A 14,630-nucleotide genomic window follows, 5' to 3' on the forward strand; every position below is an offset into this window, starting at 1 on the left:
CTCGCCATTCTTCGAGTCGTTTTGAGCCTTAGTCTAACCGCATAGCGCCCGGCGGCGAAGGCGGCCATTTAGGCGGGTAACTCGCGCTAAGCGGCTTTCGCGCCTCGATAACCGTCCCACCCCTTAGCCCGAAGATCGCAGGCGGGACAGGTTCCGCACCCAAAACCCCAATCGTGGAGAACGCCGTGATCGCCGCGATAGCATGTATGGGTCTGCACGCGTATCAACTCGACCAGTGCATTTCCGCCGAGTTCCTCGGCCAGCCGCCAAGTCGCTGTCTTGTCGAGCCACATGAGCGGCGTGTGTAGCACCGAGCGATTGCCCATGCCGAGACTGAGCGTCACCTGCAGAGCCTTGATCGTGTCATCGCGGCAGTCGGGATAGCCCGAATAATCGGTCTCGCACATACCACCGATCAAATGTCGCAACTGCCGCCGAGATGCCAAAGCGGCGGCCAGTGTGAAGAAGAGCAGGTTGCGTCCAGGCACGAAGGTGTTCGGCAATCCGTCGTCGCGAAGAGCTATCTCGGCATCACGCGTTAGTGCCGTTTCGCTGACTTGGCCGAGGACGGACAGGTCAAGCATGTGGTCAGGGCCCAGGCGATCGGCCCATTCGGCCCTGATTCCGATCACTTGCTCTCGAAACTGGGAGCGGCACGCGAGTTCAACGCGGTGCCGCTGGCTGTAGTCGAACCCGACCGTTTCGACATGGGCGAACCGATCGAGCGCCCAGGCGAGACAGGTGGCGGAATCCTGTCCGCCTGAGAACAGAACCAGCGCGCGTTCTTCAGCGATCACGCCTCCACCTCTTCGCCCCAATATGAACATGCCTCGCCGCTGCTGTCCCGAAAGACGCTGACCTTGGCGAGATTGGCGATTTCCGGTCGAAGCCGCACCCAGATCCAGCGGCAGAGATTCTCCATCGTGGCAGGCCCGAGGTCGTTGATTTCGTCGAGAAAGCGATGGTCGAGGGCATTGCGGGCATCCGCCATGGTCTGTTCAAGCAGGCCGAGATCGACGATCATGCCGGTCGTCGGATCGGGGCGGCCGCGAACGGTGATTTCTGCTCGATAGGAATGGCCGTGAATGCGGCGGCTGGACTCGGAATCGATCGAGCGCTCCAGCGTATGGGCAGCGTCGAAGAGGAACTGCTTGCTGAGCTCGAACATCAGCGAATTCCAATCATCTTGTGCGACTGAAGCGAGAGGCGCCAGCGCGGGTTCTCGGTGCAATAGGAGATCGTTGCCGCCAAATTGGCGACCGCGGTCGGTGAATCCATGGGCTGCAGGAAGAAGTGACGGAATGCCAAGCCTTCGAATTGCTCGGGGCGGGCGGTTTCCTGCGGGTATACCAGCTTCAGCTCATCGCCTTCGCGCAGCACGAGCTCAGCATCGGCTTTCGGGCTGACGCAGATCCAGTCGAGGCCGGCCGGAGCCGCAATGGTGCCGTTCGTCTCGACGCCGACTTCGAACTCGCGGTCGTGTAGGGCGTCGATCAACGCCTCATCCACCTGGAGAAGCGGTTCGCCGCCGGTCAAGACGACGTAGCGTCTCGCGCGCGATCCGGCCCACTCGGCTTCAATGGCGTCTGCCAGTGCCTCGGCGTCGGCAAAGCGGCTGCCTCCGGTGCCGTCCATGCCCACGAAATCCGTGTCGCAGAACGTGCATATCGCTGTTGCGCGGTCCTGCTCGCGACCTGACCAAAGATTGCAGCCCGCAAAGCGACAAAAGACAGCGGCGCGTCCAGCTTGGGCGCCCTCGCCCTGTAGGGTCTTGAAGACCTCCTTGACGGCATATGCCATCTCAGCTCACCGCGCCTTCTCGAAGCTGGGCCGACGCGGCTCGTCGCTTCTTGCGCAAGTCCGACTTCACCAGGTTCACCAGATAGTGCTTGAGAAGGGCGACGTCGCGATTGACGTTCTGGAGCGCATTCCAGCGGCGAATCTCCCCGCCCAACTCCCATTCGCCTTCGGTCCAGGCGGTCCGGCCCTTGAGGCACTGGAGCCCTATCTGAAATTCGTCGGTGCTTCGCGCGCCGGCGCGCTGTGCCAAGACCTCCATCACATCGCCCATGGCCTGAATGCCGGCGCCGTGGAGGAGGCGGGAGGACGATGGTTCTTGGCCGTACCAGGCCTCAGGGAAGACCCGCTTCACGGCCTCAAAGAAATTGGAGATGAGCCGGACGCATTTGTCCGCTCCCTTGGGTAAATTGACGAGCTCTCGCATGACGCCGTTTGAAAGCGATTCCATGATGATCTTCTGCATCACGGTGTCGGCGACAATGCCGTCCGGGCAGGTGTGCTGCTTGATATAGCCCTTCAGGGCCGTGTGCTCGAAATTGAGGCGAGCGGTCAGGTCGGCTGCGGTTGAGCGGCGGCTCAGGCGGGGCGGGAGGTCGTCCACCATCGGCAGCAGTTCGTAGATGAGCGACTTCGGCAAGGGCTTCGTATTGTTGATGAGGACGAATTGACGGCGCAGTTCTGCCTCGTCGGGGCAAATCAGCGCCGAAATGAAGATTTCAAAATCCCGGTCGATGTCGACGAGGGCCGACAAACGTTGTTGCCCGTCGACGACGAGACCGGGCGGTCCCTCTCTCACGTCAATCGACAGCATGGCTGACCCATCTTCACGATATTCAACGATGACGTGGTCGATGAAGGCCACCACAATCGGGTTTGGGAGAACGGCGTTCGGCTTCTCGAGATAGTCGCGGATTTCGCGGATGTGCGCCGCCGCTTGCGGGCGCTGGAAGCCACTGATCTCGCCATGCGCGTCGCGGCCGATTCGGTCGATTGCAGCGAAGCGCAACACATCCGCAGCTTTCGCCGCGAAGGTGAGCACCTGATGCTCACTGCTCTGCCGCGCACAAAGGGCGAGATATTTCATTGGTTCGGATGACAGCACGCTTCAGGTCCAATCGTTCGATATGGTCTTTGTAGATTGCGAGGTTGTGGATGCCGCGCCGCTTGTTGCGGTTGCTTCCACGGAAGATAATGACCTCGATCGACGCGTCCGCGCAGATTGCGCACGGACATTGTCGCCAAGGACGTTCAAGGAGAGTCTCGCGATAGCGCCGGGCGAGGCGCGCGAGGGTCGGACTATCGCTGCAGTCTTCGTAAGGCTTCTCTTCGAAGAGCGGTGCGCTGTAGACGAGCACATGGTGCAGGGTCTCCTCAAGGTCGGCTGCGCCCCGGTCGAAGGCGCGTAGCGACCCAAGCGCTGCGCTCTCCATGCGCACCAGATCCTCGGATCTGAACACGCCTTTCTTCACCGATCGCTGCAACTTGGGGTTCTCGATCGCCTGAGGGACGCGGATCGAGGTGAAGTAGCGCAACGCCAGCCCGTCCCCCGGCAGATAATAATTTTGCTTGGCGTCCTTGAACGCGCGGATCAGCGGAGATGTCGTATCGAAGCTCGCGATGTCGTAACCATGGAAGCTGTCGATATCATCGGCTTTGGCAAAGCCAAGGATATGCATCCGGGTCGAGGCCGGGATGGCGCCGCGGATCGCTTCCAAGCATAGTTTGATCTCGGGCGATTTCAACGGAACCATCCCGCCGATTGCGAGGTAGCCATAACCCATTGCAACCAGCCGGCGGGCCGCTTCCGCCATGCTACCCGGAGACCAGCCCTGGATCACGCCAAGCGGGGTAAAATCGGCGTCCATCGCGATCGACTCACGGCGGAACCCGTCCGCATTCTCGAGCGTGATCTCGAAACGGTGTCGGGCGTCTTGGGAGCCGCCTTCCAATCCCACGCCGGCGGGGTCGAAGTCGAAGATGATATGATCCACGGAGCAGCCATGGGTGAAGCCGCATTCATCGTAGAATTCGGCCATTTCCGCGGGCGTGTAGGGGGGCCGATCCTCCTGGACGTAAGTGAACGCGCCGCAATCTCCGAAGATATCGAGATGTGCAAATTCCGGTTTGTCGAGGCGAAGGAATTTGCGCGCGCCGACCAGGGCGAAGCGGCGCGCCTGGCTCGCCGTATACTTGCCTTTGACCCGGTGATCCCCAACAATCCCGCGCGACACCAGCACGCCGTCATAGGGCGCATAGCCCAGGATCTCATGCGGATAGGCGTCATCCCAATAGGGCTGGCGCCCCGCTGGGCTGCGATCAGCAAGGAAATCGAACGCGGGATCCACATAGTCGAGGCTGTCGGCGAAGATGAACTTCATGACGCCGCCTTCGCCAGATCGCGTTCTAGGTGGAGGAGGTGTTCGGTGAGTTTGGTGATGTGCTGCGAGGTCGACTGGATCTCGTTCCAGCCAAGGCCAAGCCCGTCCCAGCGACCGCCGGTCCAGTGGCAATGCGGAGCAATCCGTTTCAGCATCTGACTGACGGCACCAGCCCGGTCCGCACTAGCGTCGGCGCGCAGGATGATCTGGTCCATGAGTGCGCCCATGGCGCGAATACCCGCCGAGTGCATGAGCCGGCTCTGGGTCGCAGGCTTGCCCCAGGCCTCGGGAAAAGTGTCGCGCACCGCCCGCCAATAAATGAGCAGCGCCTCGTACATCGCCTCAGTGTCGGCGCCGTCACCGTTACGCCTATATTGGCCCAAAGCCCCCATGGCCGATCGTAGGCTGAGACGCATGATTTCGATCAGAGCCGCATCGGTGATGATGCCGCCTTTGGCCTTAGCGTTCGACTCCCGCCGGATAAGGCCATGGAATGGCGAAGCCGGGTCGTTATTGAGCGCCTCGCACAAGGCGCTGGGCAGCCGACGCGCGGCAAGGTCGCGGGGCAGCAGAACGCTAACCTCTGGGAGCAGTTCGTTGATCAGCCTTGTCGGCAGAGGCTTGGCCTTGTTGACCAATATGAACTGCTCGCGCTGCGTTTCCAGTTCCGCCGAGACAAAGCCGACGACCGGGACGGCGATCGACCTGTCCTTGGCTTGGGCGAGCGCGAGCGAGCGCTGCTGCCCATCGACGATCCAGGCTGCGCGCCGTCCTTCCGGATAGATCGGGATGGTCAGCGTGCCGGCGTCGCCGACGTCGCAGATGTTACCGGGCTTGCGCCCGCGGGCCGACGCGAACTCGATCTCGGGCGCCATCGCCAGGATGATCGCATTGGGGAACAGCACTGGGCCGCTGTCGAGGAAGGCGGTGATCGCATTGACGTGCTGGCGGATCTCACCCCGCTGAAAACCCTTCAGCTCTTTGTCATCGCGCTGAATGCGGCTGATGTCGGCAATCCGCGTGATGTCTGAGCCGAGCAAGAAGAAGGCGAAGACGTCCGTCCCCTTTCCCTGCGCGGCGCGCACCGCGCGCACCGAAAGATACTCGCGTCGCGTCATGCTCGTTCGGTCCGCACTTCACGGGCAAGCGTAGCGAAGCGCCCCTGCTCGCAGGCGATATGGAGCTGATCGCGAAAGAGACGAAGCAGGCGGGAAGAGCTGCCGCCAGCAGCCTCCCAATGCTGATGGAGCAGTGCCCGCAATGACTCGTCGTCATGCCGCGCGCGCGCAACGCGCGCCGGCGCTTGCCAGCCTTGGGTCGCGCGGCGAACGGCATCCGCATGCTCCGCCTCCGAGCGTCGGTCGTCCGGCACCGCGATCGCCTGCGCGAAATGATGGAGGGCACGGCTGGCAAAGTCGCTGCGGGTACCGCGGATCGGACTGTCGGCTCCCTCGAGCCGGTCATCATAAGGCATGACACAGGCCCGCAATTGCGGCGCGATTCGCTCAAGCGGCGCGCCAGTGAACAGGCGCAATCGGCCGCGCGCCTGGTCGTCAAGACCGACGAGATCGGCCTCGATCATCCCGATATAGCTCTCCGAAAGCGCCGCGCAGACCAAGCCTCTCGAAGATGCGACGGACGCGGCCAACGAAACCGCGAATGGCGATGCCTGGTTGATCTGTCGCCACCAGGCGGCCGCCGAAAAGCCCTCGCCAACTCGGTCCGCGATGCTGTCGTGGGCATTGGCAAGGATGGTGCAGGCGTACGACGGCACGGTCGCGGATTCGCGGACCAGACCCAAGCCCGCTGAGGCCACGAACAGTTCGGCACCGAGTCGGCGGGCGGCAAGCACGGCTTCCTGAAAGCCGCGACCGGCATAGAGATCTGTCACGGGACGCAGCGCCTTTTCGGAGGCGAGCCGACGGGTCCATTCGGCAACGAGCTTGTCCCGATCCGCATACGGGAGCGAGGCGACGTGGAGTTTCGCGGCGATCGGCTGACGCTTCCGATTGGTGCAGGTTGTGATCACTAGCATGACAAAATACAGCGTCCCCGCCCACTCTTCGAGGCGCATTTATTATTATCCCGTGTCGGCAGGCTTAGCCACATTTATTCTTCCGACTTATCCACAGAAAAATGCTAGAGGAATGTGCTCGCAAGATAGCCCTGCCTCCGGAAGCGCCGTTCTGTGGCAGTGCAATTGAAGAGTGCAGGTTTCGCTGGACTAGCGCGTCGAACCGAGCATTGCTGGTCTGGTGTATCGCCCCTCCGGATGAGGGCGCCCTGCCCCGCCGATCCGATCGGCCGGGCTTCTGGTGGTGGGAGCGACAATGGTGTCGTTCACCTGAGAAGGACCACCACCATGACCAAGTTGAACGACATCCAGCTGATCCTGCTGACCAACTCCTCCACGCGCGACAACGGCAGCCTGCTGCCGGCCGCCGCCTCGATCGCCGACGCGGAGGGTCGCCTGACCAAGGCCATTGCCTCGCTCGCGAAGCGCGGCCTCGTCGAGGAATGCCCCGCGACTGACGCGGCCAGCACCTGGCGGACCGACGGCGATAACCGCTTCGGCATGTTCATCACCGACGCCGGCCGCCTGGCCATCAATGTCGACGCCGACGAGGCTTCCAGGCCTGCGACCACTGGCAAGCCCGTAAAGACTTCTGAGCCCAAACCCGAGCGCCAGACCAAGAACGCCGCAGTCGTCGCCATGCTGCAGCGGGAAGAAGGCGCCACGCTCGCCGAGATGGTCGAGGCGACGGGCTGGCTGCCTCACACGACCCGTGCCGCGCTCACAGGGCTCAAGAAAAAGGGCCATGTGATCGACAAGTGCAAGCGTGGCGACACGACCTGCTACCGCATCACCAAAGCCTGACCATGGCCTCTGTTGATGACCAACTGGCTGCGCTGGCGACCATGTCGCCGGCGCAGTTGCGCTCCGAGTGGCAGCGGCTGACCGGCGGGCCGCTGCCTCGGATCAGCCCCTCGATGCTGCGTCTGGCTCTTGCCTGGGAAACCCAGGCCAAGGCGTATGGCGGGCTGTCCCGGTCCACGCAGCAGAAGCTGGACCAGCAGAAGCGCGGCAAGACCCGCACCAGCCCGGCGCAGCCCGGCATGCGGCTGGTCCGCGAGTGGAACGGGCGTGCCCATGTCGTCCTTGTCGGGGAGGACGAGGTGATCCGCTGGGACGGGCGGGAGTGGCGCTCATTGAGCGAGGTCGCGCGTGCCATCACCGGTACGCGCTGGTCAGGGCCCGCCTTCTTCGGGCTGAAGAAGAGGCTGGCGGCATGAAGACGGTGCGCTGTGCCATCTATACCCGCAAGTCGAGCGAGGAGGGCCTCGAACAGGCCTTCAATTCGCTCGACGCCCAGCGCGAAGCCTGCGCCGCTTATGTGTTGAGTCAGGCCAGCGAAGGCTGGACCGAGCTGCCGGACGTTTATGACGATGGAGGTTTGTCGGGCGGCTCGCTGGAGCGGCCGGCGCTCCAGCGGCTGCTGAGCGACGTTGCGACCGGCAAGGTCGACATCATTGTTGTCTACAAGGTCGACCGGCTGACCCGTTCGCTGCTGGACTTCGCGAAGCTGGTCGAGGCGTTCGACCGGGCGGGAGTCTCGTTCGTCTCGATCACCCAGTCGTTCAACACGACGACGAGCATGGGTCGGCTGACGCTCAACATGCTGCTGTCCTTCGCCCAGTTCGAGCGCGAGGTGACCGCCGAACGGATCAGAGACAAGATCGCGGCCTCCAAGGCCAAGGGCATGTGGATGGGCGGCGTGCCGCCGCTGGGCTATGCGCCCGATGGCCGGACGCTGAAGATCGTCCCCGATCATGCCGGGCTTATCCGGGACATCTATGGTCGCTACCTTGTCCTCGGCAATGTGCGGCTGGTGAAGGAACAGCTTGAACGGGATGGGCTGTTTGCACCCCCTCGCGTCACCGCGTCCGGGCGCGCACTTGGAGGCGGGCCATTTTCGCGGGGTCAGCTCTACACCATTCTCAAATCCCCCATCTACGCCGGCAATATCGGACATCGCGGCGCGATCCATCCCGGCCAGCACGAGGCGATTATCGATCGCGAAACCTGGGACCGGGTGCAGGCCATGCTGGCGGACCATCTCCAGGGTGAGCGCCGGGCGGCTCGCGCGGCCAGCCCGAGCCCACTCGCCGGAAAGATCATCGACGCATCCGCAGCGCCGCTCATCGCCTCCCATGCCTGCAAGGGCAGCAGACGGTATCGCTACTATGTGAGCCGACCAGTCGATAGGGCTGGTAGTCCGACGTTGCGGATACCAGCGCTTGAGATCGAGACGGTCGTGGCGGATTGCTTGGCCCGGGCGTTCGAGGATCCTGTCGGGCTGTCCGCCACGGCGTGGCTCGCGGTCGCCCCAACAGACTATGTGGGTTTCGTGGAGCGCGCGGCGCGATGTGCGACGAAGCTCCAACGCCGGGATCGCCTGATGCTACGTGCGTTGCTAACTCGGGTTCAGGTGTTCGACGCACGCATCGAGATCGAATGTGACAGCAAGGCAGTTGGCGTCGCACTTGGCGTCGGCCAGGCCGGCAACGCACGGCCGTCCTTCATACTCGGATCGGAGGTGAGATTGACCCGCTCCGGACGGGCGATGCGGCTGGTGCAGGGAAATGGCGCATCTCCCGGGCAATTGCCGGAGGCGGCACTTGTAAGGCTGGTGGTCCGGGGCCGCAGCTGGTGGCAAGAGCTCAGGAGCGGGAACGTTACTGTCACGTTGCTGGCAGACCGCGAGGGTATCTGCCGATCCTACGTGACTCGCGTCGTGCGGCTGGCCTTCCTCGCCCCTCCGGTCGTGGACGCAATCCTGGCCGGAGCCCTGCGGGCCGAAGTCGATGCTGGGGCGCTCACCTCGCCGGGCGCGGTGGACATGGGCTGGACAGATCAGGTGCGGCGCCTGATGCCGCGGGGTGAATCCTAGCGGATATTGCGGCGCGCGAGAACCTGAGCCGCCTGAATGAGCAGATTGGCATCGCGTGTCGCTTGCTCGAGGTCGGCGAGATTTGGGTTCATGCCACCCGGTGTAGGTACCGAAATGGCCATCGGGCACGCGTCCTCCATGATCATGCCGGCCGCGGTGCTAAGCCGCAGCACCAGCTCAGTCGCATCGTCCATGATCACACCTCCTGTCACGAGACACGAAGCGGTCATGTGAGCCACAAGTCCAGACGGAGCTTTTTGGATGTCAGGCGGCAGCCTAAGCCCTCGCCTTTGCGCCGCTAGGCGCGCCGGATAGGGCAAGCGATAGCGATAGATTGTTCGTTGCCCTTCGCACAAGAGCGCCGAACTACTGACGCCAAGAAGCGCGGTGCAAGCGCCATTTGCATGCCGTCAGATCAGGATGCCGCGGCCAAGCCGTTCGATGCGGAGATGGTTTACGCCCTCCGTGACGCGCGCCGCGATCAAGCTGGGTCGCGTCATGCGGACGCTTCCGGCGATGCGGGCGAGCCGCCGATAATCGGGTGTGGTAAGCCAGTTGTCGCCTGCTGCCTCGTCGCGCTCGACACGATATAGTCCCGGTGGGATCGCAACCTGATCGACAAGGGCGCGGTTCGCCCCAACATAGTGCCAGCGCTGAATCGCCGCGCTGAGCGTTTCGTCCCGGAACCGCTTCCATAGGGCTGCTGTTTCCAGCGTGGGCCAATCCCCAGCGTCGGCGAATGCGACAATGGCGTCGCTTTCCAGCCACGCCCGCATTCCGGTGCCGTCGAGAAAGTCCGCCCCGCCGAGCTGAACCGCCGCCATCGCGGCGCGGCGCGACGGCAAGCCGGCGCGGACTAGCATCGACATCTTGAAATCCGGCACGCCGGCTTCCAAGGCTGCGGCCGCGCCGCCGACGATCGTGTCCGGCTCCCAGCCTTGCGTCAGGCGCCGAGTTCTCAGCGCCTCGAGCGCCCAGACCAGCTTGTAGGTGAACACGTCCTCGACCAGCTTCATATTGTCCGCGCCGATCACGCCGACATCCGCGCCCGCGACCCAGGCGCGCAGTACGTCGCGCCAATTGCCGGGAAGGTCGGCGTCGGGCGTGAACGGGCGAATGGCGAGCAACCGTTCGGCAAGCGCGACCAGTGCATCACCCAATGCCTCAGCGTCGCCGCGCAAGGCCGCGAGATCGCCTTCGTCGACAAGCGCCGCCAGCTCGTCGGCAATCGCATCGAGCGCAAGCCCCGCTTCCAGTCCGACCCCCATTGCGAAATGACCCTGCCGCTGCAGTGGCGTCGTCGAATTCCAGATCAGCTTGGCGCGCGTTTGCAGGATGAACCGATGGTTGTTCCGCGCATGATCGCCTTCGCGGTCGACCTGCCGCGCCCAAAGTGAGCCCTGCAGCGCCTCGTCCAGAAGCCGGGGCAGATCGTCGCTGTCCGAATCCAGCGCTTCGATCAGCCCGAAGACAGTCGCGTCGAGCTTCTCGACGAGCTGCGACAGCGGTTCTTGCTCGACGGCCTGGTCCGCGTCCCCATCCTCGCCGACGTCATCCGGCGCCTCGTCGGGAGGCAGCCAGCCTTCGCGGGAGTTGGCGAGATATTCCGCGGCGTCGGCACGATCGAAGACACCCTGCGCCGCCATGCGCTCGACGATCAGGTTGATGACCTGAATGAGGCCGCTGCGCAGCTCGCGGTGCCGCGCAGAATTGACCAGTCCGCGCCACGTAGCGAGCCGCCAGTCATCCGGCTCGAACATGACATGGAGCACGAGACCCTCGACGTCGATAAACGCACGGCCGGCCCGGCCCGCGACGTTAGCGAACTCCTCACCCTTGATGAGTTCGCCGGCGCGATAGAGCGAGGGGGCAAGCAGCACGGCCGCGTTGAGATTGAGCCCTTGCGACAGAGTTGGGGACGCCACCGTCACCTTGAGCACGCCGTCGGCTAGCAGCCGCTCGATCTCACGCAGGAAGGGACTGGGTAGTCTGCCGTGGTGGATCGCGACTCCGAGCCTGAGACAGCCGACCGCGGGATGATCCTCGCCGAGCCATTCACGCCCGATCTCTAGAGCGCGGGCAATAGGGGCTTCATCGTCGAGGAGGGGGGGAAGATAGCCACGCGCACAGAGGTCGACGATCGTCGCGCCGTAGCCGATGACCGAGTTGGCCTGGGGCTGGAAAATCAGGGTGCGCTTGTCCTGCTCAGCGAATTCCCACGCCGCGAACAGCGTCAGCTCCTTGGTACTCGTCGGCCGCGCTTTCTTGTGTGGCTTGATCGGGCCGGCCAATTCGACGAACCGCGCGACCCACGGGCCATCGGCTTCGAGGTCGAAGCAAAGTTTGGCCGACTGGCCTTGCCACGCGATTGTTCCGAACCGCTGCCGGGTCGGCCGCCAGTCGGACTCCACCGCGTCCCCCGGTGCATCGGAGCGTATCCAGGCGGTGAGGTCAGTGAGCGGGTCGCCGCCGGGCAGGATCGCCGACAGGCAGACGATCCGGCGGTCGGCATTGTCCGGGCGGCGCAGCAGCCGTTGAACGAGGATCTCGTAACGGATCTCGCGCTCGGTCGGACCGATCAGATGGCCTTCGTCGAGCACGATCAATCCGACATCGTCGATGATGCTCGGATCGGAGCGTAGCGCGAAGTCGAGCTTCTCGGGCGTCGCGATGATGATCTTGTGCGTGCGTAGCGCATCTTCGTCGCCCGGCGACATGCCCGATGCGCCGTATAGCGAAGACACGGAGAAACCGAGCGGGGCAAAGCTATTGCGGAACGAGCGCTCGGTCTGCGCCGACAATGCGCGCAGCGGCGTGACGATTAGTACGCGCCGGCCGGTCGACAGCGTCATCAAGGTGGCCAACTCCGCCACTCTCGTTTTTCCCGCGCTTGTCGGCAGCGCCACGACAAGATCATCGGTCAGGTCGCTCGACCGCCGCGCGGCCTCGCGCTGCGACGGCCACAATTCGACCTCTGCATTCTTACGCGCATAGAGCGAACCTAGGAACAGCCGCCGCAGGTCGGGATACTTCTCTTCGCCGCCCGGGGGAGGATCGTGCGGCAGATTGACGTGGAGCGAGTGCGCCCAAAGATCGTCGATCATGTTGCGGCAGAGCCGCAGCAACCACCAAGCCGGGACGACACCAGCGTTCGCCGCAAGCGCCAGACCCGCGTCAAGCAGCGCTATCGCTTCGACGACCAGCGCCGCCTGGCCGGTCTGGAGCGCGAAGTCATAATAGGCCAGCGCGCGGCAGACAGTCGAACTGAGAATTTCGGCGATAGCCTGATCGGTGTCGATATGATGCTGTTCGAGCGCGAACCACAGGCCGTCATCGCTGAGACTGTCATCGGTCAGCCGCGCGCGCACGTGGCGCCGCAGCCCGTCGAGATCGCGCAGCATCAGCAGGACCAGCGCTGTTTCGGCCGGGCTTTCGTTAAAGCCGCCAGCCCGGTCGCCGAACAGCGAGAAGGCGATCGCCGAGAAACCGGCGAGGTGATAGGCGGCCGCAGCGACCGTGCGGTAGAAGCTGCGCGTCACCGAATCCGGCGTGCCGTTCCGCACCAGCGCCTCGAACGCATTGGCCGCGAACTCGAATCCCTTGCGCCCGATCTCGCTTTCGCCCGCGCGCTCCTTGAGCGCTAGCGCGGCCCGCAGCAGCGCGAAGCCATATTCGGCGAGATCGGTTTCGATCGTGCGGCCGAGTGGCGGCGCGTCCGCGGGAAGAACGCCTTCGCGCCGGATAATCGACCATGCCGCCCCGCGCTTGAGAAGCCCGCCCCACACGCCGTCCTGGGTTGCGTCGACAATAAAGACGATCAGTTCGTCAGGCGTTTCCAAGTTTGCCTGCCTCAACGAATACGCTCCCGATAAACGCACCATGGTCGGGGACGCGAAGATTGATGCTATAGTGGCTTCGATCGCCGCCGGCCCCGTCTAGATCCGCCTTCAGCGACGGCGGCGGCGCATTGCCCGAGAGCGTGAACAGCATGTGGTCGATCCGCCCCGGCGGCAGCGACTTCTGGCCGATCTCGTCGCGTAGCGCCTGGCCGAGCGCCTGATCGTCAACGTCGTTGCTGTCGAGCAACCGATCGGCTACGAAAAGTAGAGATTCCGGCGTGCATCGCCCGTCGTCGCGGTCGAGCGCTTCGCGCGCCTCGGATATCGCGGGTTTCGCCAGCTCCTGGCGGCTCTTGGATTCGCCCTTGAGAAGCCGGAGCTGGCCGCCTTGGGCGACGACGACGCCGATAAAGTCGTCGCCCCTCAGCGCCATGTTGCGGCCGTCCTTGAACCGCAGGCGCTTGACCGGAATGCGGAATCCCAGCGTGTCTTCGGCTAGTAAGGAGGCGAGGATTTCGCCTAGATCGCCCGACCGCGCCCGTTCCTCGGTGGGCATGCGCGTGCGCAGGATTTCCGCCGCCCTCTCGTATCCGAGCCGCGCCGCGTCGGCAGCGATCCGGTCGAGATGATCGTAATGGCTCCTGACAGTCTCGAGCAGCAGCGCCCAGATCTGTTCGCGGCCGCCGGCCTGTTCGGTCAGCAGCCACAGGCGTTTGCGCCCTGTCACTTCTTCGACGCACTCGCACCAGTCCCAATACAACGGCATTTTGTTCCCTCCGGCGGACCTTATGCGCGAGATGGGAACGGTCGAGCAAACGGTACGGGCTTTCCTGAACCGAGGGCTGGTTTCACGCGCACTGTGTAGAGTGCTTAACGGACGTGTCGTGGACGCTGGCTAGATGCCACTGAAGCTCTGCCCGATGTTACCTATGCGTTACCTAGCGCCACGCTAGGTAACAAAGAAATGGCGGAAAACTGGCGCTCCCGGCAGGCTTCGAACCTGCGACCCCAAGCTTAGAAGGTTTCTTCGCCACCAGAGCCGAGAGAGTCAGTCCCCACCTTCGCCCTTGCTTGCCATTCCTCGTAATGCTCTGCCATCGTCGCGCTGGGAGTGGAGGCGAATGGCACGAGCGACCGGGTATTTCCAGATCATCCCGCGGGGCCGGCGCGCTATGCCGATCCTGCGGACGATCCGCCGGTCATCGAGCCGATTCAAGGCAGCGGTCGCGGCGCGTGATACGGTTCGCATGGAGTCGACCTCCGCGCGTGCGTGGACCGCTCTCGCGAGTCTTTTCGAGATATTGCGCAATGCCCAGGACGAGGGAATTCTCGACGCAGCCTACATGAACGTTCCGTCGGGGTTCATGGTCGATCGCGTAGGCGAGCAAGAGCAGGCCGAGATGGTCGCCGCCGCTCGAATCGTTCGATCCCACGCGAACTACCGCTCGATCAGCCTCCGTGAGGCGCTCAACAAAATCGCACACTTCCAAAATGCTGCATCAACCTATCGCATCGATGGGCGCCGCGCGCACTATCTGATCCTCGGCGGTACCCATGGCAGCAGGCGCTGGATTGCCGAAATCCTCCTTTCCAAGCTCTGTCAGGAGAGCTCCAGGGCCGCCCGCTCGATCACCCGACCCTAGCCGGCAAGCAGGCTAGGA

General features: G+C 63.7%; 14 protein-coding genes. 4 read left to right on the plus strand and 10 right to left on the minus strand.

What is annotated here, in order from left to right; translation table 11 throughout:
- Positions 1-86: 86 nt before the first annotated feature.
- Genes queC through E6G92_12555 form a run of 7 tightly spaced genes read right to left on the minus strand, consistent with a single transcriptional unit; the run spans position 87 to position 6,252 of the window.
- Positions 87-827, minus strand: a complete 741-nt coding sequence (gene queC / locus E6G92_12525; protein TMJ20521.1) for a 7-cyano-7-deazaguanine synthase QueC — start codon at positions 825-827, stop codon at positions 87-89.
- The gene (locus E6G92_12530; protein ID TMJ20522.1) at positions 794-1,168 is read right to left on the minus strand and encodes a 6-carboxytetrahydropterin synthase; all 375 of its coding nucleotides are present in this window, start codon (positions 1,166-1,168) and stop codon (positions 794-796) included. The genes queC and E6G92_12530 overlap by 34 nt, the downstream gene beginning before the upstream one ends.
- Positions 1,168-1,800, minus strand: a complete 633-nt coding sequence (gene queE / locus E6G92_12535; protein ID TMJ20523.1) for a 7-carboxy-7-deazaguanine synthase — start codon at positions 1,798-1,800, stop codon at positions 1,168-1,170. Before queE ends, E6G92_12530 begins: the two co-directional genes overlap by 1 nt.
- Before the next feature lies 1 nt (position 1,801).
- The gene (locus E6G92_12540) at positions 1,802-2,839 is read right to left on the minus strand and encodes a DGQHR domain-containing protein (protein ID TMJ20825.1); all 1,038 of its coding nucleotides are present in this window, start codon (positions 2,837-2,839) and stop codon (positions 1,802-1,804) included.
- A gap of 7 nt (positions 2,840-2,846) precedes the next feature.
- Complete coding sequence (locus E6G92_12545) at positions 2,847-4,178, minus strand: hypothetical protein (protein ID TMJ20524.1); 1,332 nt, start codon at positions 4,176-4,178, stop codon at positions 2,847-2,849.
- On the minus strand, positions 4,175-5,296 hold the full coding sequence (locus tag E6G92_12550; GenBank protein TMJ20525.1) for a DGQHR domain-containing protein: 1,122 nt from the start codon (positions 5,294-5,296) through the stop codon (positions 4,175-4,177). The genes E6G92_12545 and E6G92_12550 overlap by 4 nt, the downstream gene beginning before the upstream one ends.
- A complete protein-coding gene (locus E6G92_12555; GenBank protein ID TMJ20526.1) occupies positions 5,293-6,252 on the minus strand; it encodes a hypothetical protein in 960 nt (319 codons plus the stop codon). The genes E6G92_12550 and E6G92_12555 overlap by 4 nt, the downstream gene beginning before the upstream one ends.
- A gap of 501 nt (positions 6,253-6,753) precedes the next feature.
- Here E6G92_12555 and E6G92_12560 point away from each other — a divergent pair.
- The 3 genes from E6G92_12560 to E6G92_12570 are packed head-to-tail and all read left to right on the plus strand — an operon-like array spanning position 6,754 to position 9,130.
- Positions 6,754-7,056 carry a DUF3489 domain-containing protein gene (locus tag E6G92_12560; GenBank protein ID TMJ20826.1) on the plus strand — a complete coding sequence of 101 codons (303 nt, stop codon included), beginning with the start codon at positions 6,754-6,756 and terminating at the stop codon, positions 7,054-7,056.
- Positions 7,057-7,058: 2 nt separating this feature from the next.
- The gene (locus E6G92_12565) at positions 7,059-7,472 is read left to right on the plus strand and encodes a DUF2924 domain-containing protein (GenBank protein ID TMJ20527.1); all 414 of its coding nucleotides are present in this window, start codon (positions 7,059-7,061) and stop codon (positions 7,470-7,472) included.
- On the plus strand, positions 7,469-9,130 hold the full coding sequence (locus E6G92_12570; protein ID TMJ20528.1) for a recombinase family protein: 1,662 nt from the start codon (positions 7,469-7,471) through the stop codon (positions 9,128-9,130). The genes E6G92_12565 and E6G92_12570 overlap by 4 nt, the downstream gene beginning before the upstream one ends.
- On the opposite strand, the gene E6G92_12575 is transcribed toward E6G92_12570, so the two are convergent.
- From E6G92_12575 to E6G92_12585, 3 genes are all read right to left on the minus strand, one after another.
- On the minus strand, positions 9,127-9,324 hold the full coding sequence (locus E6G92_12575) for a hypothetical protein (protein ID TMJ20529.1): 198 nt from the start codon (positions 9,322-9,324) through the stop codon (positions 9,127-9,129). The genes E6G92_12570 and E6G92_12575 overlap by 4 nt on opposite strands.
- Before the next feature lie 216 nt (positions 9,325-9,540).
- Positions 9,541-12,969, minus strand: coding sequence for a DEAD/DEAH box helicase (locus E6G92_12580; protein ID TMJ20530.1), 3,429 nt, complete (start codon positions 12,967-12,969; stop codon positions 9,541-9,543).
- The gene (locus tag E6G92_12585; GenBank protein TMJ20531.1) at positions 12,956-13,735 is read right to left on the minus strand and encodes a DUF1837 domain-containing protein; all 780 of its coding nucleotides are present in this window, start codon (positions 13,733-13,735) and stop codon (positions 12,956-12,958) included. The genes E6G92_12580 and E6G92_12585 overlap by 14 nt, the downstream gene beginning before the upstream one ends.
- A 355-nt stretch (positions 13,736-14,090) precedes the next feature.
- Between E6G92_12585 and E6G92_12590 the strand changes: the two genes are divergently transcribed.
- Positions 14,091-14,612, plus strand: a complete 522-nt coding sequence (locus E6G92_12590; protein TMJ20532.1) for a hypothetical protein — start codon at positions 14,091-14,093, stop codon at positions 14,610-14,612.
- Positions 14,613-14,630: the final 18 nt, after the last annotated feature.

The sequence above is a fragment of the Alphaproteobacteria bacterium genome, from assembly GCA_005883305.1.
Taxonomy (GTDB): Bacteria; Pseudomonadota; Alphaproteobacteria; order Sphingomonadales; family Sphingomonadaceae; genus Allosphingosinicella.

Coding starts and splice junctions, on each gene's coding strand:
- E6G92_12545 (TMJ20524.1), bottom strand. CDS start 4,178: ATGAAGTTCATCTTCGCCGACAGCCTCGACTATGTGGATCCCGCGTTC.
- queC (TMJ20521.1), bottom strand. CDS start 827: ATGTTCATATTGGGGCGAAGAGGTGGAGGCGTGATCGCTGAAGAACGC.
- E6G92_12555 (TMJ20526.1), bottom strand. CDS start 6,252: ATGCGCCTCGAAGAGTGGGCGGGGACGCTGTATTTTGTCATGCTAGTG.
- E6G92_12560 (TMJ20826.1), top strand. CDS start 6,754: ATGTTCATCACCGACGCCGGCCGCCTGGCCATCAATGTCGACGCCGAC.
- E6G92_12590 (TMJ20532.1), top strand. CDS start 14,091: ATGGCACGAGCGACCGGGTATTTCCAGATCATCCCGCGGGGCCGGCGC.
- queE (TMJ20523.1), bottom strand. CDS start 1,800: ATGGCATATGCCGTCAAGGAGGTCTTCAAGACCCTACAGGGCGAGGGC.
- E6G92_12530 (TMJ20522.1), bottom strand. CDS start 1,168: ATGTTCGAGCTCAGCAAGCAGTTCCTCTTCGACGCTGCCCATACGCTG.
- E6G92_12585 (TMJ20531.1), bottom strand. CDS start 13,735: ATGCCGTTGTATTGGGACTGGTGCGAGTGCGTCGAAGAAGTGACAGGG.
- E6G92_12565 (TMJ20527.1), top strand. CDS start 7,059: ATGGCCTCTGTTGATGACCAACTGGCTGCGCTGGCGACCATGTCGCCG.
- E6G92_12570 (TMJ20528.1), top strand. CDS start 7,469: ATGAAGACGGTGCGCTGTGCCATCTATACCCGCAAGTCGAGCGAGGAG.
- E6G92_12575 (TMJ20529.1), bottom strand. CDS start 9,324: ATGGACGATGCGACTGAGCTGGTGCTGCGGCTTAGCACCGCGGCCGGC.
- E6G92_12550 (TMJ20525.1), bottom strand. CDS start 5,296: ATGACGCGACGCGAGTATCTTTCGGTGCGCGCGGTGCGCGCCGCGCAG.